Source organism: Streptomyces pactum (genome assembly GCF_016031615.1).
Lineage (GTDB): Bacteria > Actinomycetota > Actinomycetes > Streptomycetales > Streptomycetaceae > Streptomyces > Streptomyces pactus.
Map to the genome: position 1 here is coordinate 5,633,726 of NZ_JACYXC010000001.1, position 24,798 is coordinate 5,658,523.

Below are 24,798 nucleotides of genomic sequence, written 5' to 3' on the forward strand. Positions count from 1 at the left end.
CGTGGAACGTGGGTCTGATCGGCCGGGTGGGCCGGGCACGCTGTTGGGTGTCTGAGGGTGCGAGCGCTGCTCGCCCTTCTCGATGCCGGTCTCGGTGAACTCCGCACGTGGTGTGGGGGTGACGGGGGACGGGTCGTTGTTTGAGAACTGCACAGTGGACGCGAGCATCTGTGGCCAAGTTTTTAAGGGCGCACGGTGGATGCCTTGGCACCAGGAACCGATGAAGGACGTGGGAGGCCGCGATAGGCCCCGGGGAGCTGTCAACCGAGCTGTGATCCGGGGGTGTCCGAATGGGGAAACCCGGCAGTCGTCATGGGCTGTCACCCGCTGCTGAACACATAGGCAGTGTGGAGGGAACGCGGGGAAGTGAAACATCTCAGTACCCGCAGGAAGAGAAAACAACCGTGATTCCGGGAGTAGTGGCGAGCGAAACTGGATGAGGCTAAACCTTGAGTGTGTGATACCCGGCAGGGGTTGCGCTCAGGGGGTTGTGGGAATGAGCTTCAGTCGTCTGCCGGCGGCTGGGCGAGTCAGAAACCATTGCGATAGGCGAAGGGCATGCGAAAGGCCCGGCGTAGAGGGTAAGACCCCCGTAGCTGAAATCGTGGTGGCTTGCTTGCTCATCTCCCAAGTAGCACGGGGCCCGAGAAATCCCGTGTGAATCTGGCGGGACCACCCGCTAAGCCTAAATATTCCCTGGTGACCGATAGCGGATAGTACCGTGAGGGAATGGTGAAAAGTACCGCGGGAGCGGAGTGAAATAGTACCTGAAACCGTGTGCCTACAAGCCGTGGGAGCGTCGCACATCGAGCTTGCTCGGTGTGTCGTGACTGCGTGCCTTTTGAAGAATGAGCCTGCGAGTTTGCGGTGTGTTGCGAGGTTAACCCGTGTGGGGAAGCCGTAGCGAAAGCGAGTCCGAATAGGGCGGTTGAGTAGCACGCTCAAGACCCGAAGCGGAGTGATCTAGCCATGGGCAGGTTGAAGCGGAGGTAAGACTTCGTGGAGGACCGAACCCACCAGGGTTGAAAACCTGGGGGATGACCTGTGGTTAGGGGTGAAAGGCCAATCAAACTCCGTGATAGCTGGTTCTCCCCGAAATGCATTTAGGTGCAGCGTCGTGTGTTTCTTGCCGGAGGTAGAGCACTGGATAGGCGATGGGCCCTACCGGGTTACTGACCTTAGCCAAACTCCGAATGCCGGTAAGTGAGAGCGCGGCAGTGAGACTGTGGGGGATAAGCTCCATGGTCGAGAGGGAAACAGCCCAGAGCATCGACTAAGGCCCCTAAGCGTACGCTAAGTGGGAAAGGATGTGGAGTCGCAGAGACAACCAGGAGGTTGGCTTAGAAGCAGCCACCCTTGAAAGAGTGCGTAATAGCTCACTGGTCAAGTGATTCCGCGCCGACAATGTAGCGGGGCTCAAGCGTACCGCCGAAGTCGTGTCATTGCAGTACATACCCCCAACGGGGACTGTGATGGGTAGGGGAGCGTCGTGTGCCGGGTGAAGCAGCACCGGAAGGTAGTTGTGGACGGTTCACGAGTGAGAATGCAGGCATGAGTAGCGATTCACACGTGAGAAACGTGTGCGCCGATTGACTAAGGGTTCCTGGGTCAAGCTGATCTGCCCAGGGTAAGTCGGGACCTAAGGCGAGGCCGACAGGCGTAGTCGATGGACAACCGGTTGATATTCCGGTACCCGCTTTGAAGCGCCAAACATCGAGGCGAGCGATGCTAAGTCCGTGAAGCCGCCGGGTGATCCTTCGGGTGATCTCGGAGTGGTGGAGCCGATGACCCAGACTTGTAGTAGGTGAGTGATGGGGTGACGCAGGAAGGTAGTCCAGCCCGGGCGGTGGTTGTCCCGGGGTAAGGGTGTAGCCCGAGAGATAGGCAAATCCGTCTCTCATATGAGGGTGAGACCTGATGCCGAGCCGATTGTGGTGAAGTGGATGATCCTATGCTGTCGAGAAAAGCCTCTAGCGAGTTTCATGGCGGCCCGTACCCTAAACCGACTCAGGTGGTCAGGTAGAGAATACCGAGGCGTTCGGGTGAACTATGGTTAAGGAACTCGGCAAAATGCCCCCGTAACTTCGGGAGAAGGGGGGCCATTTCTGGTGATCCGATTTACTCGGTGAGCTGGGGGTGGCCGCAGAGACCAGCGAGAAGCGACTGTTTACTAAAAACACAGGTCCGTGCGAAGCCGTAAGGCGATGTATACGGACTGACGCCTGCCCGGTGCTGGAACGTTAAGGGGACCGGTTAGCTTGGTTTCGACCAGGCGAAGCTGAGAACTTAAGCGCCAGTAAACGGCGGTGGTAACTATAACCATCCTAAGGTAGCGAAATTCCTTGTCGGGTAAGTTCCGACCTGCACGAATGGCGTAACGACTTCTCGACTGTCTCAACCATAGGCCCGGTGAAATTGCATTACGAGTAAAGATGCTCGTTTCGCGCAGCAGGACGGAAAGACCCCGGGACCTTTACTATAGCTTGATATTGGTGTTCGGTTCGGCTTGTGTAGGATAGGTGGGAGACTGTGAAGCATGCACGCCAGTGTGTGTGGAGTCGTCGTTGAAATACCACTCTGGTCGTGCTGGATGTCTAACCTGGGTCCGTGATCCGGATCAGGGACAGTGTCTGGTGGGTAGTTTAACTGGGGCGGTTGCCTCCTAAAGGGTAACGGAGGCGCCCAAAGGTTCCCTCAGCCTGGTTGGCAATCAGGTGTTGAGTGTAAGTGCACAAGGGAGCTTGACTGTGAGACCGACGGGTCGAGCAGGGACGAAAGTCGGGACTAGTGATCCGGCGGTGGCTTGTGGAAGCGCCGTCGCTCAACGGATAAAAGGTACCCCGGGGATAACAGGCTGATCTTCCCCAAGAGTCCATATCGACGGGATGGTTTGGCACCTCGATGTCGGCTCGTCGCATCCTGGGGCTGGAGTCGGTCCCAAGGGTTGGGCTGTTCGCCCATTAAAGCGGTACGCGAGCTGGGTTTAGAACGTCGTGAGACAGTTCGGTCCCTATCCGCTGTGCGCGTAGGAGTCTTGAGAAGGGCTGTCCCTAGTACGAGAGGACCGGGACGGACGAACCTCTGGTGTGCCAGTTGTTCTGCCAAGGGCATGGCTGGTTGGCTACGTTCGGGAGGGATAACCGCTGAAAGCATCTAAGCGGGAAGCCTGCTTCGAGATGAGGGCTCCCACCCACTTGATGGGGTAAGGCTCCCAGTAGACGACTGGGTTGATAGGCCAGATATGGAAGCCGGGTAACCGGTGGAGTTGACTGGTACTAATAGGCCGAGGGCTTGTCCTCAGTTGCTCGCGTCCACTGTGTTGGTTCTGAAGTAACGACCGTGTTGTGTCCGGTTGGTTAACTTCATAGTGTTTCGGTGGTTATTGCGTTAGGGGAACGCCCGGTTACATTCCGAACCCGGAAGCTAAGCCTTTCAGCGCCGATGGTACTGCAGGGGGGACCCTGTGGGAGAGTAGGACGCCGCCGAACAATCATTGTGGTGAAGCCCTGGCGGGAACTTCGGTTCCTGCCAGGGCTTCGCTGCGTTGTGCTCCCGGTCACTCACCGTTCATGTTGCCTCGGCACCATGCCGCGCATGGGGACTCCTGCGGAAGATCTGCGACGCGAGTTGACGGAGTCGGGCGTACGTCCCGGCGACGAGGTGATCGTGCCGTCCTACGGCACACCCGAGGCCGCGGAGGCGGTCCTGCTGGCCGGCGCACGGCCGGTGTTCGTGGAGATAGACCCCGGCACCTTCTGCATGGACCCGGCCGCGGCCGCCGCGGCGGTCACCCCGCGGACCGCCGCCGTCATCCCGGTCCGCACCTTCGGATACCCGCTCGACCTGGTGCCCTTCGAGGAGATCGGGGTCCGGTACGGCGTGCGGATCATCGCCCACGGCCCCGGGCCCGAGCCGGCCGCCGAGCTCGCCCTGCGCCGTGCCAACGCCGCCTATCTGGACCGCAAGTTGCGCGGCGTGGTCACCCCGCCGGTGGCTCCCGGCGCCGAGCACAGCTACCAGCAGTACGTCGTGCGGGTCCCCGGCAACGGCCGGCCCGACCGGGACGCGTTCGCCCGCGCCCTCCGCTCCCGCGGCGTGGTGTGCCACGTGCCCGTACAGACGCCCGTGCACCGCACCCCGCGGTTCCGGCGGGAGCTGTGGCTGGAGGCCACCGAGCGGGCCGCGGACGAATGCCTGGCGCTGCCGGTGGACGCCGCGATGACCCGCCGGGAGCTGCAGCGGGTGGTGTCCGCCTGCAACGCGCTGGGCGGGCTGCTCCAGCACGCCGCTGCCTGAGCCGTTGCCGCGCCGCCTCCGCACCGGGTGCCCGGACAGGGCGGGTGCCCGGTGACAGCGGTACCGGTGTGGCCCGGTGTGGCGGATGAGAAGGGTGGTTCGGAGCGCACCCAAGTTCGGGTATGATTCTTCTTGTTGGCCCGCCCCAATAGCTCAGTCGGCAGAGCGTCTCCATGGTAAGGAGAAGGTCTACGGTTCGATTCCGTATTGGGGCTCGACAGAAGGCCCCCGCCACACGGCGGGGGCCTTCTCCGTATTCCCGGCCCGGTCGGCGGAGTTCGGTGGGTGTTCCGCGCGACCGCGGCTGTCAGTTCCGGGCCGGCGGCTGGTCGGGAGCGGTCCGCGGCTCGGGCACGCGCATCGCCAGGATCGCCATGTCGTCCGACGGCGGGGCGGCGGCGAACCGCTCCACCGCCCTCAGCACCCGGGCCGCCACCGCGCCGGCGGTCAGCCCGGTGCAGGTGGTGAGAACGTCCGCCAGCCCGTCGTCCCCGAGCATCCGGGATCCCTCGCGGCGCTCGGTGACCCCGTCGGTGACGCACAGCAGGACGTCACCCGGATCGAGCGTCACGCTCTCCTCGTACAGCTCCAGGTCGTCCATCACCCCGAGCAGCGGCTGCGGTTCGGCGGCGGGCTCGACCCGGCCGTCCGGCCGCAGCCGGAGCGGCAGCGGATGCCCGGCGCAGACCACCTTCAGCCGGGCGCTGCCGTCCGGCTGCGGCCACAGCTCCCCGTAGAGGAGGGTCAGGAACCGGCTGCGGGCGCCCTCGTCGAGGATGGCGGCGTTGAGCCGCTCCAGCACGGCCGGGCCGCCGAACCCCTCCCGGGCCAGCAGGCGCAGCGCGTGCCGGGCCAGGCCGGTGACCGCCGCGGCCTCCGGGCCGGTGCCGCACACATCGCCGATGGCGAAGCCGTACGCGCCGTCCCGGATGGGGAAGACGTCGTAGAAGTCGCCGCCGACCTCGTTGCCCTCACCGGCCGCCCGGTAGATCACCTCGACCTCGACGCCGGGCACCTCGGGCAGCTCCGGCGGCAGCAGACTGCGCTGCAGCGACTGGCTGATGGCGGTGCGCTCCGAGTACAGCCGGGCGTTGTCCAGCGCCAGGGCGGCCCGGCGCGACAGGTCCTCGGCCAGTTCCAGGATCTCCTGGCGGAAGTGCTCGTCGGTCGGCTTGCCCAGGGTCAGCATGCCGATCGCCCGGTTGCGGGCCACCAGCGGCAGGACCACCGTCTCGCCGCCGACCGCGGCGGCGGTGGCCAGCGTGGCCCCCGGCCCGGACGAAGGGCGGGCGGAGTCACCGAGGTTGAGGCTGCGCAGCGTGGTCCGCAGCGCCGCGGCGTTCGCCGCCTCCGCCGGCGCCGACCAGACCCGGGCGCCCGGCGCGAGCACCGGCTCGGGCGGGGGCACCTTCGCCAGCAGCGCCTTCAGTCCGTCGATCCGGTCCTCGTCCTCGTGCAGCACATAGCTCAGCTCCGGGTCCGAGGAGGGGTCGGCGATGGTGTACACCGCGCACCAGGTGGCCAGGGTCGGCACGGTCATCTGGGCCATCAGCGCCAGCGTCTGGTCGCGGTCGAGCGTGCCGGCCAGCAGGTCGGAGGCCTCGACCAGGAACGACAGGGAGCCGCGGCGCAGCCGCTCCAGCTCGGTCAGCCGCGCCGACTCCACCGCCAGCGCGATCCGGTCGGCGGCGAACTGCAGCCGCAGCGCCTCCTCGTTGGTGTAACGGCCGGGCGCCTCGGCGGCGACGCCGATCGAACCGGTCAGCCGGCCCTCGACCTTCAGCGGGACCGTCACCACCGAGCGCATCCCGGTGTTGGCCAGCAGCGGCACCGCGCCGGGCACCACCGTGAGGTCCTCGTGCACCGCGGGCATCCGCGCCGACCCGTAGCGGCCCGAGCCGGCCTCCACCGGCACCCGGGCGAAGCGCTGGCGGGCCGAGGGCAGCCCGGTGGAGGCACGCACCTCCAGCTCGGTCTCGTCGTCGGTGGCCAGCAGCAGGTAGGCGGCGTCGCCGTCGAGCATGTCGCGGGCGCGCTCCACGGTCCGCTGCAGCAGTCCGTCGAGGTCGTCGGGGGCCGGGGAGCCGATGAAGACCTCGAAGGCGTCGGCGGGGCTGCCGCGGTCCGCCGGGCCGGTGCCGTCGCCGGCGGCCGGGCCGCGCACCGGGCTCTGCAGCACCGCGCGCTCGTGGTCGCGGACCAGCAGGCAGACCGTGGACGGCTCGCCGTCGGCGTTCCGTACCCGCAGGTGGGAGGCGTAGACGGGGATGATGCGGCCGTCCGCGCCGCGGATGCCGTAGCTGCCCTCCCAGCGGGAGAGCTGGAGCGCCTCGGCGATCCCGGTCCCGGTGCCGGGGGTGTGCGGCCAGGCCGCCAGGTCGGTCAGCGGCTTGCCGACGACCTGCTCGGGAGCATGGCCGAACAGGGCCCGGGCGTCGTCGTTCCAGGAGCTGACCGCGGCGGTGTGGTCGATCTGGACCACCGCCACGCGCACCCGGGCGTCGGTGACCGGCAGCGCCTCGGGCGGCAGGGCCGGGCCCGCCGAGCGGGTGCCGGCCGGGCGGTCGGGGAAGTCGAGCTGGAACCACACGCGCTTGCGGGCCGCGCTGTACTCCACGCCCCAGCGGGAGGCGAGGGCGGCGCACAGCAGCAGGCCCCGGCCGCCCTCGCGGTCCGGCGAGCCGTAGTTGCGCCCGGCGTTCTCCACCGGCAGTTCGCGCTCCGGGTACCGGTCGGCGACCTCCACCCGGACGCCGTCGTCGGCGCGGACGCAGCTGACCTCGGCGGCGGTGCCGGCGTGCACGACGGCGTTGGTGACCAGCTCGCTGGTGAGCACCACGGCGTCGTCCACGATGTCGCCCAGGCCCCAGCCCTGCAGGGTGTCGCGGACGAAGGTGCGGGCGGAGGCGACCGAGCGTCCCACCGGATCGAAGGTGGCGGCCGCCCGCGCCGTGATCACAGCTCTCCTCATGTGCGTCCCGGCGATCTGCTCACCCATGTGCAGCGCCCCTCCGATGCCCTAGCCGGATGCCAGGTTACTTACCTCACCGGCGCGCGCGAATGCCGGTCGAGGTCTTTCCACCCTGAGAGTGCCCTGTCCGGTATGCGATGCTGCCCAACTGTTACGGCCCGGCGGTCCCGGAGTGAAACACTGGGAGCTCGGAGACGGAAGAACCCGGCGAGGACGTTCGACCTGCGGGAGGGACACGGTGGAGTCTGGCGCAGCGGCGCGGGGCAAGGGCACGCGCGCGAAAGGCGGACAGTCCCGGGTCAGGCGCGGCGGGACGATCGAGGTGGAGACGGCCGGCCTGAACCGTCTGCTGGAGGTCATGACGGCGATGCGGGACGGCAACTTCCGCAAGCGCCTCACCGTCTCCGGCGACGGCGTGATGGCCGAGATCGCCGAGGTGTACAACGAGATCGCGGAGCGTAATCTCCAGCTCACCGGGGAGCTGGCCCGGGTGCGGCGGGTGGTGGGCCGCGAGGGCAAGCTCACCGAGCGGCTGGACGCCGGTCCCTGCGAGGGCGCCTGGGCGGCGGCGATCGACGCCTCCAACGCGCTCGTGGACGACCTGGTGCGGCCTGTGTCGGAGGTGGGCCGGGTGCTCACCGCCGTCGCCGAGGGCGACCTGGACCAGCGGATGGACCTGCGGGCGCAGGGGCCGGACGGCACCGCGCCGCATCCGCTGCGCGGGGAGTTCCTGCGGGTGGGGCGGACCGTCAACGGGCTGGTGGACCAGTTGTCGGCGTTCACCGACGAGGTGACCCGGGTGGCCCGCGAGGTGGGGACCGAGGGGAAGCTCGGCGGCCAGGCCCGGGTGCGGGGCATGTCGGGTTCGTGGAAGGACCTGACGGACTCCGTCAACACGATGGCCTCCCGGCTCACCGCCCAGGTGCGTGACATCGCTCACGTCACCACCGCGGTGGCCAAGGGCGATCTCTCCCGCAAGGTCACGGTGCACGTGGACGGGGAGATGCTGGAGCTGAAGAACACCGTGAACACCATGGTGGACCAGCTCTCCTCGTTCGCCTCCGAGGTGACCCGGGTGGCGCGGGAGGTGGGGACCGAGGGCGAGCTGGGCGGCCAGGCGCAGGTGCCCGGGGTGGCCGGCGTCTGGAAGGACCTGACCGACTCGGTCAACCTGATGGCCAGCAACCTCACCGCCCAGGTGCGCGGGATCGCGCAGGTGACCACGGCGGTGGCCAGCGGTGACCTGTCGCAGAAGGTGACGGTGAGCGCGCGCGGCGAGATGGCGCAGCTCGCCGAGACGATCAACACCATGACCGAGACGCTGCGCACCTTCGCCGACGAGGTGACGCGCGTCGCCAGCGAAGTGGGCGCCGAGGGGCTGCTGGGCGGTCAGGCGCAGGTGCCGGGGGCGGCGGGGACGTGGAAGGACCTCACCGATTCGGTGAACACCGCGTTCCGCAACCTCACCGCGCAGGTGCGGGACATCGCGCAGGTGACCACGGCGGTGGCCAACGGCGACCTGTCGCAGAAGGTCACCGTCGACGTGGCCGGGGAGATGCTGGAGCTGAAGAACACCGTCAACACGATGGTGGACCAGCTCCAGTCCTTCGGTTCCGAGGTGACCCGGGTGGCGCGGGAGATCGGCGTCGAGGGCGAGCTGGGCGGTCAGGCGCAGGTGCCGGGGGCGGCGGGGACGTGGAAGGACCTCACCGACTCGGTGAACACCGCCTTCCGCAACCTCACCGGCCAGGTCCGCAACATCGCCCAGGTGACCACGGCGGTGGCCAACGGCGACCTGACGCAGAAGGTCACCGTCGACGTCTCCGGCGAGATGCTCCAGCTGAAGAACACCGTGAACACCATGGTGGACCAGCTGTCGTCGTTCGCCGACCAGGTGACCCGGATGGCCCGGGACGTGGGCACCGAGGGCCGGCTGGGCGGTCAGGCCAAGGTGGACGGGGTCTCCGGCACCTGGAAGGACCTCACCGACTCGGTGAACTTCATGGCCGGGAACCTCACCTCGCAGGTCCGCAACATCGCCCAGGTGACCACGGCGGTGGCGCGCGGCGACCTGTCGCAGAAGATCGAGGTGGACGCCCGGGGCGAGATCCTGGAGCTGAAGAACACCATCAACACGATGGTGGACCAGCTGTCGGACTTCGCCGAGCAGGTGACCCGGGTGGCCCGCGAGGTGGGCACCGACGGGCGGCTGGGCGGTCAGGCCCGGGTGCCGGGCGTGGCCGGGGTGTGGCGGGACCTGACGGACTCGGTGAACGGCATGGCCAGCAACCTCACCGCCCAGGTCCGCAACATCGCCCAGGTCGCCACGGCGGTGGCGCGCGGCGACCTGTCGCAGAAGATCGACGTGGACGCCCGGGGCGAGATCCTGGAGCTGCGGAACACCCTGAACACCATGGTCGACCAGCTCTCGTCGTTCGCCGAGCAGGTCACCCGGGTGGCCCGGCAGGTGGGCACCGAGGGCATCCTCGGCGGCCAGGCGGAGGTGCAGGGCGTCTCCGGCACATGGAAGGACCTGACCCAGTCGGTCAACTTCATGGCGGCCAACCTGACCTCCCAGGTGCGCAACATCGCGGAGGTGACCACGGCGGTCGCCAAGGGCGACCTGTCGAAGAAGATCACCGTGGACGCCAAGGGGGAGATCCTGGAGCTGGTCACCACCGTGAACACGATGGTGGACCAGCTGTCGGACTTCGCCGAGCAGGTGACCCGGGTGGCCCGCGAGGTGGGCACCGAGGGCCAGCTGGGCGGTCAGGCGCGGGTGCCGGGCGTCACCGGCATCTGGAAGGACCTGACCAGCAATGTGAACCTGATGGCGAACAACCTCACCAACCAGGTGCGCAACATCTCCCACGTGGCCACGGCGGTGGCCAACGGCGACCTGACCAAGAAGGTGACCGTGGAGGCGCGCGGTGAGGTGGCGCAGCTCGCCGACACCGTCAACACCATGGTGACCACGCTGTCGTCGTTCGCGGACGAGGTGACCCGGGTGGCCCGCGAGGTGGGCACCGAGGGCATCCTCGGCGGCCAGGCGCGGGTGCCGGGGGTGTCCGGGACGTGGAAGGACCTGACCGAGTCCGTCAACTCGATGGCGAACAACCTCACCGGCCAGGTGCGCAACATCGCGATGGTCACCACCGCGATCGCCAACGGTGACCTCACCAAGAAGATCGACATCGACGCCCGGGGCGAGATCCTGGAGCTGAAGACCACCATCAACACCATGGTGGACCAGCTGTCCTCGTTCGCCGAGGAGGTCACCCGGGTGGCCCGTGAGGTGGGCACCGAGGGGCAGCTGGGCGGTCAGGCGCGGGTGCGGGACGTGGCCGGCACCTGGCAGGACCTGACCGAATCGGTGAACGAGATGGCCGGGAACCTCACCCGGCAGGTGCGGGCCATCGCCGAGGTGGCCACCGCGGTCACCCGCGGCGACCTCAACCTGCGGATCGACGTGGACGCCCGGGGCGAGATCCTCAAGCTCCAGGACAACATCAACACGATGATCGCCAACCTGCGGGAGACCACGCTCGCCAACAAGGAGCAGGACTGGCTCAAGGGCAACCTCGCCCGGATCTCCGGCCTGATGCAGGGCCGGCGGGAGCTGGAGGACGTGGCCGGGCTGATCATGAGCGAGCTGACCCCGGTGGTCTCCGCCCAGCACGGCGCGTTCTTCCTCGCGGTGCCCGCCGCCGAGGGGGAGACGGCTGGCGCGGACGGTGTGGACGACGACACCTACGAGCTGAGGCTCATCGGCAGCTACGGCTACGCGATGGGCTCGATGCCCACCTCGTTCCGGCCCGGTGAGACGCTGATCGGCACCGCGGCGAAGGAGAAGCGCACCATCCTGATGGAGAACGTGCCGCCGGGCTACCTGAAGATCGCCTCCGGGCTCGGCGAGGCGACCCCGGCGCACGTGATCGTGCTGCCGGTGCTCTTCGAGGGCAAGGTCCTCGGCGTCATCGAGCTGGCCTCCTTCCAGCCCTTCGCGCAGATCCAGAAGGACTTCCTCAACCAGATCGCCGAGATGATCGGCACCAGCGTCAACACCATCAGCGTCAACACCAAGACCGAGGAGCTGCTCAAGCAGTCCCAGGAGCTGACCGAGCAGCTGCGGGAGCGCTCGGCGGAGCTGGAGAACCGGCAGAAGGCGCTGCAGGCGTCCAACGCCGAGCTGGAGGAGAAGTCGGAGCGGCTGGCCCGGCAGAACCGGGACATCGAGGTGAAGAACACCGAGATCGAGGAGGCCCGGCAGGTCCTGGAGGAGCGCGCCGAGCAGCTCGCGGTCTCGATGCGCTACAAGTCCGAGTTCCTCGCCAACATGTCGCACGAGCTGCGCACCCCGCTCAACTCGCTGCTGATCCTGGCCAAGCTGCTGGCCGACAACGCCGACGGCAACCTCTCGCCCAAGCAGGTGGAGTTCGCCGAGACCATCCACGGGGCCGGTTCGGACCTGCTCCAGCTGATCAACGACATCCTGGACCTGTCCAAGGTCGAGGCGGGCAAGATGGACGTCAGTCCCACCCGGATCGCCCTGGTGCAGCTGGTGGACTACGTCGAGGCCACCTTCCGGCCGCTGACCGCGGAGAAGGGCCTGGACTTCTCGGTGCGGGTCTCCCCGGAGCTGCCGGCGACCCTGCACACCGACGAGCAGCGGCTGCTGCAGGTGCTGCGCAACCTGCTGTCGAACGCGGTGAAGTTCACCGACTCCGGCGCGGTGGAGCTGGTCATCCGGCCCGCCGGGCCGGACGTGCCGGACGCGATCCGGGAGCAGCTGCTGGAGGCGGGCGCGCTGCGCGACGCGGACGCCGAGATGATCGCGTTCTCGGTGACGGACACCGGCATCGGGATCGCGGCGAGCAAGATGCGGGTGATCTTCGAGGCGTTCAAGCAGGCCGACGGCACCACCAGCCGCAAGTACGGCGGTACCGGCCTGGGTCTGTCCATCAGCCGGGAGATCGCCCGGCTGCTGGGCGGGGAGATCCACGCGGACAGCGAGGTCGGGCGGGGTTCGACCTTCACCCTCTACCTGCCGCTGCATCCCAGCGAGCTGCCGCCGCACGGCTATCCGCAGCAGGCGCCCGGCGGCGGGGCCGGGATGGCGCTGCCGCCGGCCGCCGAGGAGCCGGCCGAGGAGGTCCCGGCGGTGGCGGAGGAGCCGCCCGCCGGGCCGGCGGCCCCGGCCCGGCAGTCCGGTGCCGCCGGGCTGTCCCGGCGGCGGCAGCGGGCCGCACGCGCCGGCCAGGACGCGGGCCGGGCGGCCGGCCAGGCGCCCGAGCCGTGGCTGGTGGGTGGTCAGGACCTGGTGGCCCCGGACCCGGGCACCGGGTTCCACGGGGAGAAGGTGCTGATCGTCGACGACGACATCCGCAACGTCTTCGCGCTCACCAGCGTGCTGGAACAGCACGGTCTGCAGGTGCTCTACGCGGAGAACGGCCGGGAGGGCATCGAGGTCCTGGAGCAGCACGACGACGTGGTGCTGGTCCTGATGGACATCATGATGCCCGAGATGGACGGGTACGCCACCACCGCGGCGATCCGGCGCATGCCGCAGTTCGCCGGGCTGCCGATCATCGCGCTCACCGCCAAGGCGATGAAGGGCGACCGGGAGAAGAGCATCGAGGCGGGGGCGTCGGACTACGTCACCAAGCCTGTCGACACCGATCACCTGCTGACGGTGATGGAGCAGTGGATGCGCGGGGAGTGACGGACGGGGTGCCGGCGCGGCAGTTTGCTGACACTCCGTCGCCCCGGGGGTGTGGGAGGGGGCCCGGTGGGGAACCTTCCGGACCCCCACCGCGTTTCGCTCATGTGCGCAGTGACATCGCGGTGACAGGGTGTGTCGGCGGGCGGGGTACGGCTACCATGACCGGCACAAGGACGGGCGGCGCGAGGGAGTCGTCCCCAGGGGCGGCGCACGGAGCTTCCCCGCGCTCGACGAGCAGGGGCGGCCCGATGCCAGGGCGAGGAGGACGGTCGGCCATGGTGCAGAAGGCCAAGATCCTCCTGGTCGATGACCGGCCGGAGAATCTGCTGGCGCTGGAGGCCATCCTCTCCGCGCTCGATCAGACCCTGGTACGGGCATCGTCAGGGGAGGAAGCGCTCAAGGCGCTGCTGACGGATGACTTCGCGGTCATCCTGCTGGACGTCCAGATGCCGGGCATGGACGGCTTCGAGACCGCGGCGCACATCAAGCGGCGGGAGCGCACCCGGGACATCCCGATCATCTTCCTCACCGCGATCAACCACGGGCCGCACCACACCTTCCGGGGTTACGCGGCCGGCGCGGTGGACTACATCTCCAAGCCGTTCGACCCGTGGGTGCTGCGCGCCAAGGTGTCGGTCTTCGTCGATCTGTACATGAAGAACTGTCAGCTGCGGGAGCAGGCCGCGCTGCTGAGGCTGCAGCTGGAGAACGACCAGTCGCTCGCCGTGGACGGCAAGGAGCCGGCCGGTCTGCTGGCGGAGCTGTCGGCCCGGCTGGCCGCCGTGGAGGAGCAGGCGGAGGCGCTGTCCAAGCAGCTCAACGAGTCCGCGGACGCGGCGGTGGTGGCCACCGCCGCCCATCTGGAGCGGAAGCTGACCGGGCTGCGGCGGGCGCTGGACGCGCTGGAGCCGGGCACCGGCGGCGGCCCGCCGCCCGCCCAGGGCTGACGACGCGCCGGCCGCGGCACCCGGGCGGTCCGCGCCGCCCTCCGGGAGCCGGCCGACCGCGCTGACGCCCGGTCAGGCGGGTGGCCGCGGGGCGGGGTCGGCGCCGCCGGTACGCCGGCGGAAACGGGCGGCCCTACGTGCCCCGTACGGTGGACGCGGGTAGTCTCGCCCCCATGGCCTCTCGTACGTCCGGCAAGGGTTCCCAGAGCACGGCGGGCACCTCGAAGCAGCGCGCCGGGCAGTCCGGAGGCGCCGTCAGGAAGGCCCCCGCGAAGAAGGCGGCGGCCGGGAAGGCGCCCGCCGGGAAGCCCGCCGCGCCCGCGCGGAAGCCGCCGGCGAAGAAGGCCGTGGCCAAGGCGCCGCCCAAGCCGGCGCCGTCCCCCACCAACGGTGTCCTGCGCATGGTCCGCGCGGTGTGGATGGGCCTGGCCCGCGCGGTCGCGGCGCTCTTCCGCGGCATAGGGCGGGGCGCCCGCGGCCTGGACCCGGCCCACCGCAAGGACGGGGTGGCGCTGCTGCTGCTCGCCCTGGCGCTGATCGTGGCGGCGGGCACCTGGTCCAGCCTCCGCGGACCGGTCGGCGATCTGGTGGAGATGCTGGTGACCGGGGCGTTCGGGCGGCTGGACCTGGTCGTGCCGATACTGCTGGGCGTCGTCGCCACCCGGCTGTTCCTCCACCCGGAGCGGCCGGAGGCCAACGGGCGGATCGTCATCGGACTGTCCGCCCTGGTCGCCGGCGTCCTGGGACAGGTGCACATCGCCTGCGGCTCCCCGGCGCGCGCCGACACCGAGGCGGTGCAGGACGCCGGCGGCCTCATCGGCTGGCTGTTCTCCGCCCCGCTGATCTACGCGATGGGCGCGGTGCTCGCGGTCCCGCTGCTGGTGCTGCTCACCGTCTTCGGGCTGCTGGTGGTCACCGCCACGCCGGTGGCGGCGGTCCCACAGCGGCTGCGGTCGCTGGGCGTCCGGCTGGGCCTGCTGCGCGACCCCGGGTACGGCTACGGCCACCCGGAGGACCCGGTGGAGGAGGAGTTCGAGGAGTACCCGCCGCCGGCCCGCCGTCCGCGCCGGGCCGCCGCGCCGCCCGCCGTCGGTCCGGGGCCGGCCGAGGAGGAGGCACCCGCCCGCCGCCGCCGGGCCGTCCCGGTGGAGCCGCCGGCGGCCGGCCCGCCGGACGCGGTGGACGTGGCCGCCGCCGCGGCGGCGGCGCTGGACGGGGCCGTGCTGCACGGGGTGCAGCCCTCGCCGCTGGTGGCCGGGCTCAGCTCCGGGATCTCCACCGAGCGGGGCGCGGCGGTGCCGCCGGCCCGGGAGTCCGCCCCGCCGGGGGCGGAGCGGGCCGGTGCGCAGGCCGCCCCGTCCGCCGGGGCCGGGGAGCGCACCGCGGTCGTCCCGGACCTGACCCGGTCCGCGCCCGAGCCGGCGGAGCCGCTGCCGCCGCGCGCCGAGCAGCTCCAGCTGGCCGGCGACATCACCTACGCGCTGCCCTCGCTCGACCTGCTGCGGCGCGGCGGTCCGGGCAAGACCCGCAGCGCGGCCAACGACGCGGTGGTCGCCTCGCTCACCACCGTCTTCGCGGAGTTCAAGGTGGACGCCCGGGTGACCGGCTTCACCCGGGGGCCGACGGTCACCCGCTACGAGGTGGAGCTGGGTCCGGCGGTCAAGGTCGAGCGGATCACGGCGCTCACCAAGAACATCGCGTACGCGGTCGCCAGCCCGGACGTGCGGATCATCAGCCCGATCCCCGGCAAGTCGGCCGTCGGCATCGAGATCCCCAACAGCGACCGGGAGATGGTCAACCTGGGGGACGTGCTGCGCTCGGCGGACGCGGTCGGTGAGGACCACCCGATGGTGGTGGGGCTGGGCAAGGACGTCGAGGGCGGTTACGTCTCGGCGAACCTGGCGAAGATGCCGCACGTGCTGGTGGCCGGTGCGACCGGGTCCGGCAAGTCGTCCTGCATCAACTGCCTGATCACCTCGGTGATGGTCCGCGCCACCCCGGACGACGTGCGGATGGTGCTGGTGGACCCCAAGCGGGTGGAGCTGACCGCGTACGAGGGGATCCCGCACCTGATCACGCCGATCATCACCAACCCCAAGCGCGCCGCCGAGGCGCTGCAGTGGGTGGTGCGGGAGATGGACCTGCGCTACGACGACCTGGCGGCGTTCGGGTTCCGGCACATCGACGACTTCAACGCCGCCGTCCGCCGCGGCAAGGTCACCCCGCCCGAGGGCAGCGAGCGGGAGCTGCGGCCCTACCCGTACCTGCTGGTGATCGTGGACGAGCTGGCGGACCTGATGATGGTGGCGCCGCGTGACGTGGAGGACTCCATCGTCCGCATCACCCAGCTGGCCCGCGCCGCCGGCATCCACCTGGTGCTCGCCACCCAGCGGCCCTCGGTGGACGTGGTGACCGGTCTGATCAAGGCGAACGTGCCCTCCCGGCTCGCCTTCGCCACCTCCTCGCTCGCCGACAGCCGCGTCATCCTCGACCAGGCCGGCGCCGAGAAGCTGATCGGCAAGGGCGACAGCCTCTTCCTGCCGATGGGGGCGAGCAAGCCGGTCCGGATGCAGGGCGCCTACGTCACCGAGGAGGAGGTGGCCGCCGTCGTCGCGCACTGCAAGGCGCAGATGGCGCCGGTCTTCCGGGACGACGTGACGGTCGGGACGGAGCGGAAGAAGGAGATCGACGAGGACATCGGCGACGACCTGGACCTGCTGTGCCAGGCGGCCGAACTGGTGGTGTCCACCCAGTTCGGGTCCACCTCGATGCTCCAGCGGAAGCTGCGGGTGGGCTTCGCCAAGGCCGGACGGCTGATGGACCTGATGGAGTCGCGGGGGATCGTGGGGCCCAGCGAGGGATCCAAGGCCCGGGACGTCCTGGTCAAACCGGACGATCTGGATGGAGTGCTCGCGGTGATCCGTGGGGAGGCTCAACCGTGAGGGAACGCCGGGCAACCCTTTTCCCGGCCGGTACGTCAAGGTGGGCAGAGCGGTGGGCGGAGTGCGCCGGCAGCGGGCCGTACGGCCTGTTCTGATGGCGTACAAAGTCCCCCCTCCCGCTTGCCCGACCCTTTCGCACCACCCCTAGACTGAACCTCCAGCAGGTGGCTACACGCTCGAAAGGCGCCCCCGTGTCCATCGGCAACTCCCGCGAAGACGACCGGCTCTCGGTCGGTCAGGCCCTCCAGCAGGCCCGTATCCACGCCGGCCTCTCCGTCGACGAGGTCAGCCAGACCACTCGCGTGCGCGTGCCCCTGGTGCGCGCCATCGAGCAGGACGACTTCAGCCGCTGCGGCGGCGACGTCTACGCCCGCGGCCACATCCGGGCGCTCGCCCGCGCGGTCGGCCTCGACCCGGCCGGGCTCGTCGCCCGGTACGACGAGGAGCACGGCGGGCGGCCGGAGCCCACGCCCGCGGCGCCGCTGTTCGAGGCCGAACGCATCAGCTCCGAACCGCGGCGTCCGAACTGGACCGCGGCGATGGTCGCCGCCATCGTGGTCGTCGTCGGCTTCGTGGGCTTCACGCTCTTCACCGGCGGGGGGAGCGGGGACGGCGGCACGGTCGCGGAGGAGGCGCCCGGAAGACCCCCCGCCGCCACCCCGCCCACCACCGGCAAGCCGGCCGCCCCCCGAACCCGAGCCGACCGGTTCCGCCATCGCCGCGGCCCCGGCGGACAAGGTCACCGTCAAGCTGAGCGCCGACGACGGCCAGAGCTGGATCTCCGCCCGCGACCACAACGGGCGTCTGATCCACGAGGGGGTGCTGCGGCAGGGCGACTCCCGGACCTTCACCGACAGCAAGCGGATCGATCTGGTGCTCGGCAACGCCGGCGCCGTTCAGCTGTTCGTCAACGGCAAAGAGGTCGAGGAGGTCGGCGAGAACGGGCAGGTCCAGCGGCTGAGCTACACCAAGGGAGACCCCGAGGCGGGCTGAGGGGCGACGATCCGCGGCCCTGGGAGCGGGAGGGGTGGCGGGGACGAAGTAGTCTGAGCGTATGCCCGAACGCCGTACCGTCGCCCTTGTCACGCTCGGCTGCGCCCGTAACGAGGTGGACTCGGAGGAGCTGGCAGGCCGCTTGGCAGCGGACGGCTGGGAGCTCGTCGAGGACGCCGCGGACGCGGACGTCGCCGTCGTCAACACCTGCGGTTTCGTCGAGGCCGCCAAGAAGGACTCGGTCGATGCCCTGCTCGAAGCCAACGACCTGAAGGACCACGGCAGGACCCAGGCCGTCGTGGCCGTCGGCTGTATGGCCGAGCGGTACGGCAAGGAGCTGGCCGAGGCCCTGCCGGAGGCCGACGGAGTCCTGGGCTTCGACGACTACGCCGACATCTCCGACCGCCTCCAGACCATCCTCTCCGGCGGGGTGCACGCCCCGCACACCCCCCGCGACCGGCGGAAACTGCTGCCGATCAGCCCGGCCGACCGGCAGCGGGCGTCCGGCGTGGCGCTGCCCGGCCACGGTGCCGACGCCCTCGCCTCGGCGCCCGCGGACCTGCCCGAGGGGGTGGCCCCCGCCTCCGGGCCCCGCGCCCCGCTCCGCCGGCGCCTGGACGCCGGCCCGGTGGCCTCGGTGAAGCTCGCCTCCGGCTGCGACCGGCGCTGCTCGTTCTGCGCCATCCCCTCCTTCCGGGGATCGTTCATCTCCCGCCGCCCCTCCGACGTGCTGGGCGAGACCCGCTGGCTCGCCGAGCAGGGCGTGAAGGAGATCATGCTGGTCTCCGAGAACAACACCTCCTACGGCAAGGACCTGGGGGACATCCGGCTGCTGGAGACGCTGCTGCCGGAGCTGGCCGCGGTGGACGGCATCGAGCGCATCCGGGTCAGCTACCTGCAGCCGGCCGAGATGCGGCCCGGGCTGATCGACGTGCTCACCTCCACCGAGAAGGTGGCCCCCTACTTCGACCTGTCCTTCCAGCACTCCGCGCCCGGCGTGCTGCGGGCCATGCGCCGCTTCGGCGACACCGACCGCTTCCTGGAACTGCTCGACCGGATCCGGGCCAAGGCCCCGCAGGCCGGCGCCCGGTCCAACTTCATCGTGGGCTTCCCCGGCGAGACCGAGGACGACCTCGCGGAGCTGGAGCGCTTCCTCACCCATGCCCGGCTGGACGCCATCGGCGTCTTCGGGTACTCGGACGAGGAGGGCACCGAGGCCGCCGGCTACGACGGCAAGCTCGACCCCGAGGTGGTCGCCGAGCGGCTGGCCCGCGTGTCGCAGCTGGCCGAGGAGCTGACCGCCCAGCGCGCCGAGGAGCGGCTGGGCGAGACGGTCGAGGTGCTCGTGGACCGCATCGACGAGGAGGACGGCCCGGTCGGCCGCGGTGCCCACCAGGCCCCCGAGACCGACGGCCAGACCCTGCTCACCGGTGACGCGGACCTGGCCCCGGGCCGGATGGTCGTCGCGAAGGTGATCGCGACGGAGGGAGTGGATCTCGTGGCGGAGCCGCTGCCGCTGGAAGGCGGCGCGTGTACCGAGGAGGCGGTCGGATGACCCACGTCCCGGCATCCACCGCGGGAGGCGCCCGGTCACCGGCCGTGTCCGCGCGACCGGCCGGACTGTGGAACATCGCGAACATCCTGACCATGGTCAGGCTGCTGCTGGTGCCCGGTTTCGTGCTGCTCATGCTGCACGGCGGCGGGTACGACCCGGCGTGGCGCGCGTTCGCCTGGGCCGCCTTCGCCATCGCCATGATCACCGATCTGTTCGACGGCCACCTGGCACGCCGGTACAACCTGGTCACCGACTTCGGCAAGATCGCCGATCCGATCGCCGACAAGGCGATCATGGGGGCGGCGCTGGTGTGTCTGTCGGCGCTGGAGGACCTGCCGTGGTGGGTGACCGGCGTGATCCTCTTCCGCGAGATCGGCATCACCCTGATGCGGTTCTGGGTGATCAAGCACGGGGTCATCCCGGCCAGCCGGGGCGGGAAGATGAAGACGCTGGCGCAGGGCACCGCGGTCGGCATGTACATCCTGGCGCTCACCGGGCCGCTGGCCACGCTGCGCTTCTGGGTGATGGCGGTTGCGGTCGCGCTGACCGTGGTCACCGGCCTGGACTACGTACGGCAGGCCTTCCGGCTGCGGCGCGCGGGACTGGCCGCCGAGCGCGAGCGGGCCGAGCGGGAGGCGGTGCGGTGACCGGCGGCCCGTCCCCCCTCCCGTCCCGCGGCGCCGACACGGCCGCCCGGGTCCTGGAGCTGCTGGCGGCAGGTGGCCGGACGCTGGCCGTGGCGGAATCGCTCACCGGCGGTCTGGTGTCCGCCGAGCTGACCGGGGTACCCGGAGCTTCCCGGGCTTTCCGGGGCGCGGTCACCGCGTACGCCACCGACGTCAAGCGGGAGGTACTGGGCGTGGACGGGACGCTGCTCGCCGAGCGCGGGGCCGTGGACCCGGATGTCGCGCGGCAGATGGCGCGCGGCGTACGGGGACTGCTGGGCGCCGACTGGGGGGTCGCCACCACCGGGGTGGCCGGCCCGGCGGAGCAGGACGGCCGGCCGGTCGGCACCGTGTACACCGCGGTCGCCGGTCCCGGCGGCGCGGAAGCGGCGGTCGAGCTGCGGCTGGACGGGGACCGTGCCGGAATCCGTTCCAGGAGTGCCGCGGCGGCCCTGGAACTCCTGCTCAGCGAACTGATCGGGAATGCAAGGGCACAGGATACGGAAGAACACGGGGGGATTTGATGTTTGCAGCCCTGAGTGAACACGACATCGCTCCCCGCACGGGCGGAGCCGGAGGCGGTACGGTGGGGCGTGAAGGATCCGGATCCGAGGTCCGAGGAGGGAGCCAGCGATGATTCTGCTTCGTCGCCTGCTGGGTGACGTGCTGCGCCGGCAGCGTCAGCGCCAGGGCCGAACCCTGCGCGAGGTCTCCTCCTCCGCCCGGGTGTCGCTCGGCTATCTGTCGGAGGTCGAGCGGGGACAGAAGGAAGCCTCGTCCGAACTGCTGTCGGCCATCTGTGACGCGCTGGACGTCCGGATGTCGCAGGTCATGCGCGAGGTGAGTGATGAACTCTCGCTCGCGGAGCTGGCGGAGTCGGCCACGGCCGGCGAGTCGGTGCCGGCACCGGTGCGGCCGATGCTGAACTCGGTCTCGGTCTCCTCGGTGACGGGTGTCCCGGAGGAGCGGGTGACCATCAAGGCGCCCGCGGAGGCCGTGGACGTCGTCGCGGCCTGACGGGCCCGCGTCCTTCAACTCGGGCCTCTGCCGTCGCGGGACTCCGGTCCCGCGGGCAGTCCTCGCCTCTCGGGCCTTCCGTCCCTCGCGGTCTGCGGCGAGGTCCTGCCTTCGAGGTGGCGCCCCGTCCGCCCCGCCGGGTGCTCGCGCGACCGCCGGTTCCGGTCCGGGGCCCGCGGTCGGCCCGCCGGATGGTCAGAGCGGCCCGTGACGTGGTGTGCGCTCCGCTGGTCCGCGTCCGTGCGCAGCCTTTCCGCGGGGTGGTGCCGCCTCGCTTTCCTGCGCGGGCCCTCACGTACGCCCCTGCCAGGCGCATATGCCAGACCTGATGGTCGCGGCAGAGCGCGGCAGGGGCATTGACCTGTTTTGAGCCGGTTCGCTGGGTATGTGTCATGGTGGAGAAAGGACCGGGCGGCCGATCAGCCTGTTGACGAATCCCGGCCGGCCACCCGGTTCCAGCGACTCGAACAGGAGGATGCGGATGTCTGTGCTGAAGAGCCCTCTGTCGGACGAGAACCGCCGGATCGTCGGTGACGCGCTGCAGGGCGCGCTGGTGGACCTGGTGGACCTGTCCCTGCTCGCCAAGCAGGTGCACTGGACGGTGGTGGGCCCGCGCTTCCGCTCCGTCCATCTGCAGCTCGACGAGGTGGTGGAGACCGCCCGCCAGCACACCGACACCGTCGCCGAGCGGGCCTCGGCGATAGGCGTGGCGCCGGACGGCCGGGCCGAGACGGTCGCCAAGACCAGCGGCATCGACACCGTCAAGGAAGGCTGGAGCAGCGACGAGGAGGCGGTCCGCATCCTCGTCGGCGCCCTCTCGACCGTCATCGAGCGGATGCGCAAGCGGATCCAGGACACCGAGCAGCCCGACCCGGTGACGCAGGACCTCCTCATCGGCCTCACCGCCGATCTGGAGAAGCACCACTGGATGTTCCAGGCCGAGACCGTGAAGGGCGGGGCGGGCGTCTGACGCCCGCGCCGGCCGCCGGCTGACGTCATGTCAGCCGGGGTGGGCCTCGCGATGACCGAGAGTGCGAGCCCCCGCAGCACCGTGCCCCGGATGACGGTGCTGGGCGTCCAGCCCGGTGAACCGCCGTACCGGCTGGTGGAGATCGGCGGAGAGCTGGTGGGCCAGGCCCATTCCCTGGCGGACGTCCTGGACATCGCCCACCGCGCCGGCCTCGGCCGGCTGGACCTCGACGACCCGGACGACGTCCGGTGGGTGGGTGGCGACAAGTTCACCTGGTTCCCGGGACTGTGGGGGTGACCTGCCGGTGGTGGCCGCCGGACCGGCCGCCCCGTGGATGCGCCGATGCGCCCGGCGTGTTCACGGGGCGGCCGGTGCGGGACGGCCCCGAGCCGGGCAGAACCGTCACGAGGGAGTGCACGTGCGGCGGCGCGCCCGGCGGACGGGCGGCGGACGCCGTACCGTCCGCCACTGACCGGCCGTCAGCCATCCGGACCCGGGTGCGGGTGCTCCCGCAGACCTCCGGCGTCGTCACGGAGCCGGTGGTCCGCGGGGTCACCGGGGCGGCGGGGCCACCGGGGCGGGCGTGTCACCGGACCGGCCCGGCCGCTGTGTGGTCACGGGCGCCTGGTGCTCACGGGCCGGTCGCCGGTGTCGTCGGGGACCCGCGGCCGCTGTTGTCAGGACGACGATCTGTCGCCGGGCCCGGCGGTCGGCGCGGCCGGTGCGCTCCACGACCGGGGGCGCCTCCCGGGCGCCCGTCCCGCCGTGCGGAGGAGGCGACCATGGCGGCCCGCGGAACGGAGGGACACGGGCGCGGGCGGCCGCGCCGCCGGATGACGCTGCTGCCCGTGCTGGGCGTGCTCGGCGCGGTGTGGTGGTGGGCGGCGGCCCGGCTGGCCACCGGGGCGGCCGGACCGGTGGAGGCGGCGATCCTATGCGGGGGCTGGGGACTGAGCCTGCTCCCGGTGCACTGCGTACCCCGCTCCCCGGCGGGACGGTCCGGAGACGGACGCCCGCCGGGGAGCGGGGCGCTGTCGTTCCGGGCCGCCGGGGCCGTTCCCGCGACCCGTCCCCGCCGTGGAACGGCGTCCGGGCCGCGGTGGTGGACGCCGCGGGCGTTCCGCCGGAGCGGCCGGCGCATCCCGCCGCTCCCGCTGGGCCGGGGGAGCGGTGGCCGGAGGGGTCTGGACTCCCCGGCCGGGCCGCGGCCGATGCGGGGGAGTGGGAGGCCGGGACCGGGACGGGGCAGCGGGACGCGCGGAAGCTGACATCCCGGGATGCCGGGATGCGGGGTGTGTACGAGGGCCGGGCCGCGACCGTCCGGACGCGCGCCGGGTGTCAGACCTGGTCCGGGACCGGGCCGGCCTGGCAGCGCGGGCACCAGTAGGTGACCCGTTCCTCCGGGGCCCCGGCGCCGCTCCCGGGGGCCGGCGGGGCCGTCCGTACCGCGGCGCCGCAGCGGCGGCACGGCAGGCCGGCACGCCCGTACACCCACAGCCCCCGGTCCGCCCGTGTCTCGCCGGTGGTGATCCGGGCCGGTCGTCCCTTGTTGACCTCCAGCAGTTTCTTCGCCATCACCGGGATCCGTTCGGGGCGCGGCAGCTCCCCGATCGGCGACCACGGGGTCACCCGCAGCAGGAAGCACATCTCGCACCGGTAGACGTTGCCCAGCCCGGCCAGGCTCCGCTGGTCGAGCAGGGCGTCGCCGACCGGGCGGGACGGGTCGGCGAGCAGCCGCCGGAGCGCCGCCGCGGCGTCCCAGTCCGGGCCCAGCGGGTCGGGGCCCAGGTGGCCGACCACCCGCTCCTCGTCGGCGGTGCGGAGCAGTTCCAGGACCGGCAGCCGGTAGCCGACCGCGGTACGGTCCGCGGTGCCCAGGACGGCGCGGATCTGGTGACCGGGCCCGCCCGTCCACCGCTCCCCGGCCCGGTAGACGCGCCACGCGCCGTCCATCCGCAGATGCGAGTGGAGGGTCAGCCCGCCCTCGACCCGGGTGAGGAGGTGTTTGCCGCGCGGCACCACCTCGGTCACGGTGCGGCCGCTGAGGTCCACCGTCGCCAGCCTGGGGACCCGCAGGTCGCAGCGGGTGAGGCGGTGTCCGGCCAGCGCCCGGTGCAGGGTGCGGGCCACGCGCCAGACGGTGTCTCCTTCGGGCATACGGCCCATGATGCCCGGCGTCCGGTTCGCCAACCCAGGCCAGGCCCGGCCCGTCCCGGCGCCATGCCGGTGCGAAGGTTGCCGTTGGGGTAGCGGTCCACTCCCCAGTCGTCGGCGCACGACTCCGCCGGCGCCGGCCCCCGCCCGCCCTCGTCGTCCGGCCCGGCGGCCCGTGGTCGCGGCAGCCCGGGCGCGGTGTCCCAGACCGCCACCCGCAGGTCGGGTGGCTCCGGCTCCCACTCCATGCTGATGTACGCGTCGGTGGTGGTGTGGTGGTACGCGTTGGTCGCCAGCTCCGACACGGGCAGTTCGCCCCCCGCGGGCCGCTCCCGGCGGGCGTCCCCGCGTCCCTGTGTTCCCATGTCCCCGTGTCTCCGTGTCTCCGGGGGCGCGGGTCGCCACGGCGAGGGTGCTGCGTCCGTCTCTGGGCCGCGGGTCACCACGGCGAGGGTGGTGCGTCTCCGGGGCGCGGCGGTCGCCTCCCTCGCTCGGCGGCCTCCCCGCCCCGCTCTTCGCGCCGGTCCCGGCCGTTTCCGCGAACCTTGCCCGTCTCCGCCGCATCT

The 24,798-nt window shown here is 70.9% G+C and carries 12 protein-coding genes, 1 tRNA gene, 2 rRNA genes and 1 pseudogene; 14 read left to right on the plus strand and 2 right to left on the minus strand.

Features of this window, described 5'->3' with window-relative positions; genetic code table 11:
• Positions 1-172: 172 nt before the first annotated feature.
• The 4 genes from IHE55_RS22165 (at position 173) to IHE55_RS22180 (ending at position 4,511) form a co-directional block, all read left to right on the plus strand.
• Positions 173-3,299, plus strand: a 23S ribosomal RNA gene (locus IHE55_RS22165).
• Between the two features lie 72 nt (positions 3,300-3,371).
• A 5S ribosomal RNA gene (gene rrf / locus IHE55_RS22170) occupies positions 3,372-3,488 on the plus strand.
• Between the two features lie 106 nt (positions 3,489-3,594).
• A complete protein-coding gene (locus IHE55_RS22175; RefSeq protein ID WP_197990618.1) occupies positions 3,595-4,296 on the plus strand; it encodes a DegT/DnrJ/EryC1/StrS family aminotransferase in 702 nt (233 codons plus the stop codon).
• Between the two features lie 142 nt (positions 4,297-4,438).
• Positions 4,439-4,511, plus strand: a tRNA-Thr gene (locus IHE55_RS22180).
• Positions 4,512-4,603: 92 nt separating this feature from the next.
• Here IHE55_RS22180 and IHE55_RS22185 read toward each other — a convergent pair.
• Complete coding sequence (locus IHE55_RS22185) at positions 4,604-7,255, minus strand: SpoIIE family protein phosphatase (protein ID WP_197992167.1); 2,652 nt, start codon at positions 7,253-7,255, stop codon at positions 4,604-4,606.
• Positions 7,256-7,505: 250 nt separating this feature from the next.
• On the opposite strand from IHE55_RS22185, the gene IHE55_RS22190 reads away from it, so the two are divergent.
• From IHE55_RS22190 to IHE55_RS22235, 10 genes and pseudogenes are all read left to right on the plus strand, one after another.
• Positions 7,506-12,989 (plus strand): HAMP domain-containing hybrid sensor histidine kinase/response regulator, encoded by a 5,484-nt coding sequence (locus IHE55_RS22190; RefSeq protein WP_197990619.1) that lies wholly within the window; start codon positions 7,506-7,508, stop codon positions 12,987-12,989.
• A 275-nt stretch (positions 12,990-13,264) separates the two neighbouring features.
• Positions 13,265-13,936 carry a response regulator gene (locus tag IHE55_RS22195; RefSeq protein WP_197990620.1) on the plus strand — a complete coding sequence of 224 codons (672 nt, stop codon included), beginning with the start codon at positions 13,265-13,267 and terminating at the stop codon, positions 13,934-13,936.
• A gap of 173 nt (positions 13,937-14,109) precedes the next feature.
• The gene (locus IHE55_RS22200; RefSeq protein WP_197990621.1) at positions 14,110-16,878 is read left to right on the plus strand and encodes a DNA translocase FtsK; all 2,769 of its coding nucleotides are present in this window, start codon (positions 14,110-14,112) and stop codon (positions 16,876-16,878) included.
• Between the two features lie 191 nt (positions 16,879-17,069).
• Positions 17,070-17,871, plus strand: a pseudogene (locus IHE55_RS22205) (helix-turn-helix domain-containing protein).
• A 61-nt stretch (positions 17,872-17,932) separates the two neighbouring features.
• Positions 17,933-19,426: a 30S ribosomal protein S12 methylthiotransferase RimO gene (gene rimO, locus IHE55_RS22210; protein WP_197990622.1), complete on the plus strand. Its 1,494-nt coding sequence runs from the start codon at positions 17,933-17,935 to the stop codon at positions 19,424-19,426.
• Positions 19,423-20,073 carry a CDP-diacylglycerol--glycerol-3-phosphate 3-phosphatidyltransferase gene (gene pgsA, locus IHE55_RS22215; RefSeq protein ID WP_197990623.1) on the plus strand — a complete coding sequence of 217 codons (651 nt, stop codon included), beginning with the start codon at positions 19,423-19,425 and terminating at the stop codon, positions 20,071-20,073. Before rimO ends, pgsA begins: the two co-directional genes overlap by 4 nt.
• The gene (locus IHE55_RS22220; RefSeq protein ID WP_197990624.1) at positions 20,070-20,615 is read left to right on the plus strand and encodes a CinA family protein; all 546 of its coding nucleotides are present in this window, start codon (positions 20,070-20,072) and stop codon (positions 20,613-20,615) included. Before pgsA ends, IHE55_RS22220 begins: the two co-directional genes overlap by 4 nt.
• A gap of 109 nt (positions 20,616-20,724) precedes the next feature.
• The gene (locus IHE55_RS22225) at positions 20,725-21,108 is read left to right on the plus strand and encodes a helix-turn-helix domain-containing protein (protein ID WP_197990625.1); all 384 of its coding nucleotides are present in this window, start codon (positions 20,725-20,727) and stop codon (positions 21,106-21,108) included.
• Positions 21,109-21,589: 481 nt separating this feature from the next.
• Positions 21,590-22,078: a Dps family protein gene (locus tag IHE55_RS22230; protein ID WP_197990626.1), complete on the plus strand. Its 489-nt coding sequence runs from the start codon at positions 21,590-21,592 to the stop codon at positions 22,076-22,078.
• Between the two features lie 51 nt (positions 22,079-22,129).
• On the plus strand, positions 22,130-22,375 hold the full coding sequence (locus tag IHE55_RS22235) for a hypothetical protein (protein WP_197990627.1): 246 nt from the start codon (positions 22,130-22,132) through the stop codon (positions 22,373-22,375).
• A 1,041-nt stretch (positions 22,376-23,416) separates the two neighbouring features.
• On the opposite strand, the gene IHE55_RS22240 is transcribed toward IHE55_RS22235, so the two are convergent.
• Positions 23,417-24,235 (minus strand): DNA-formamidopyrimidine glycosylase family protein, encoded by an 819-nt coding sequence (locus tag IHE55_RS22240; RefSeq protein WP_197990628.1) that lies wholly within the window; start codon positions 24,233-24,235, stop codon positions 23,417-23,419.
• Between the last annotated feature and the right edge of the window lie 563 nt (positions 24,236-24,798).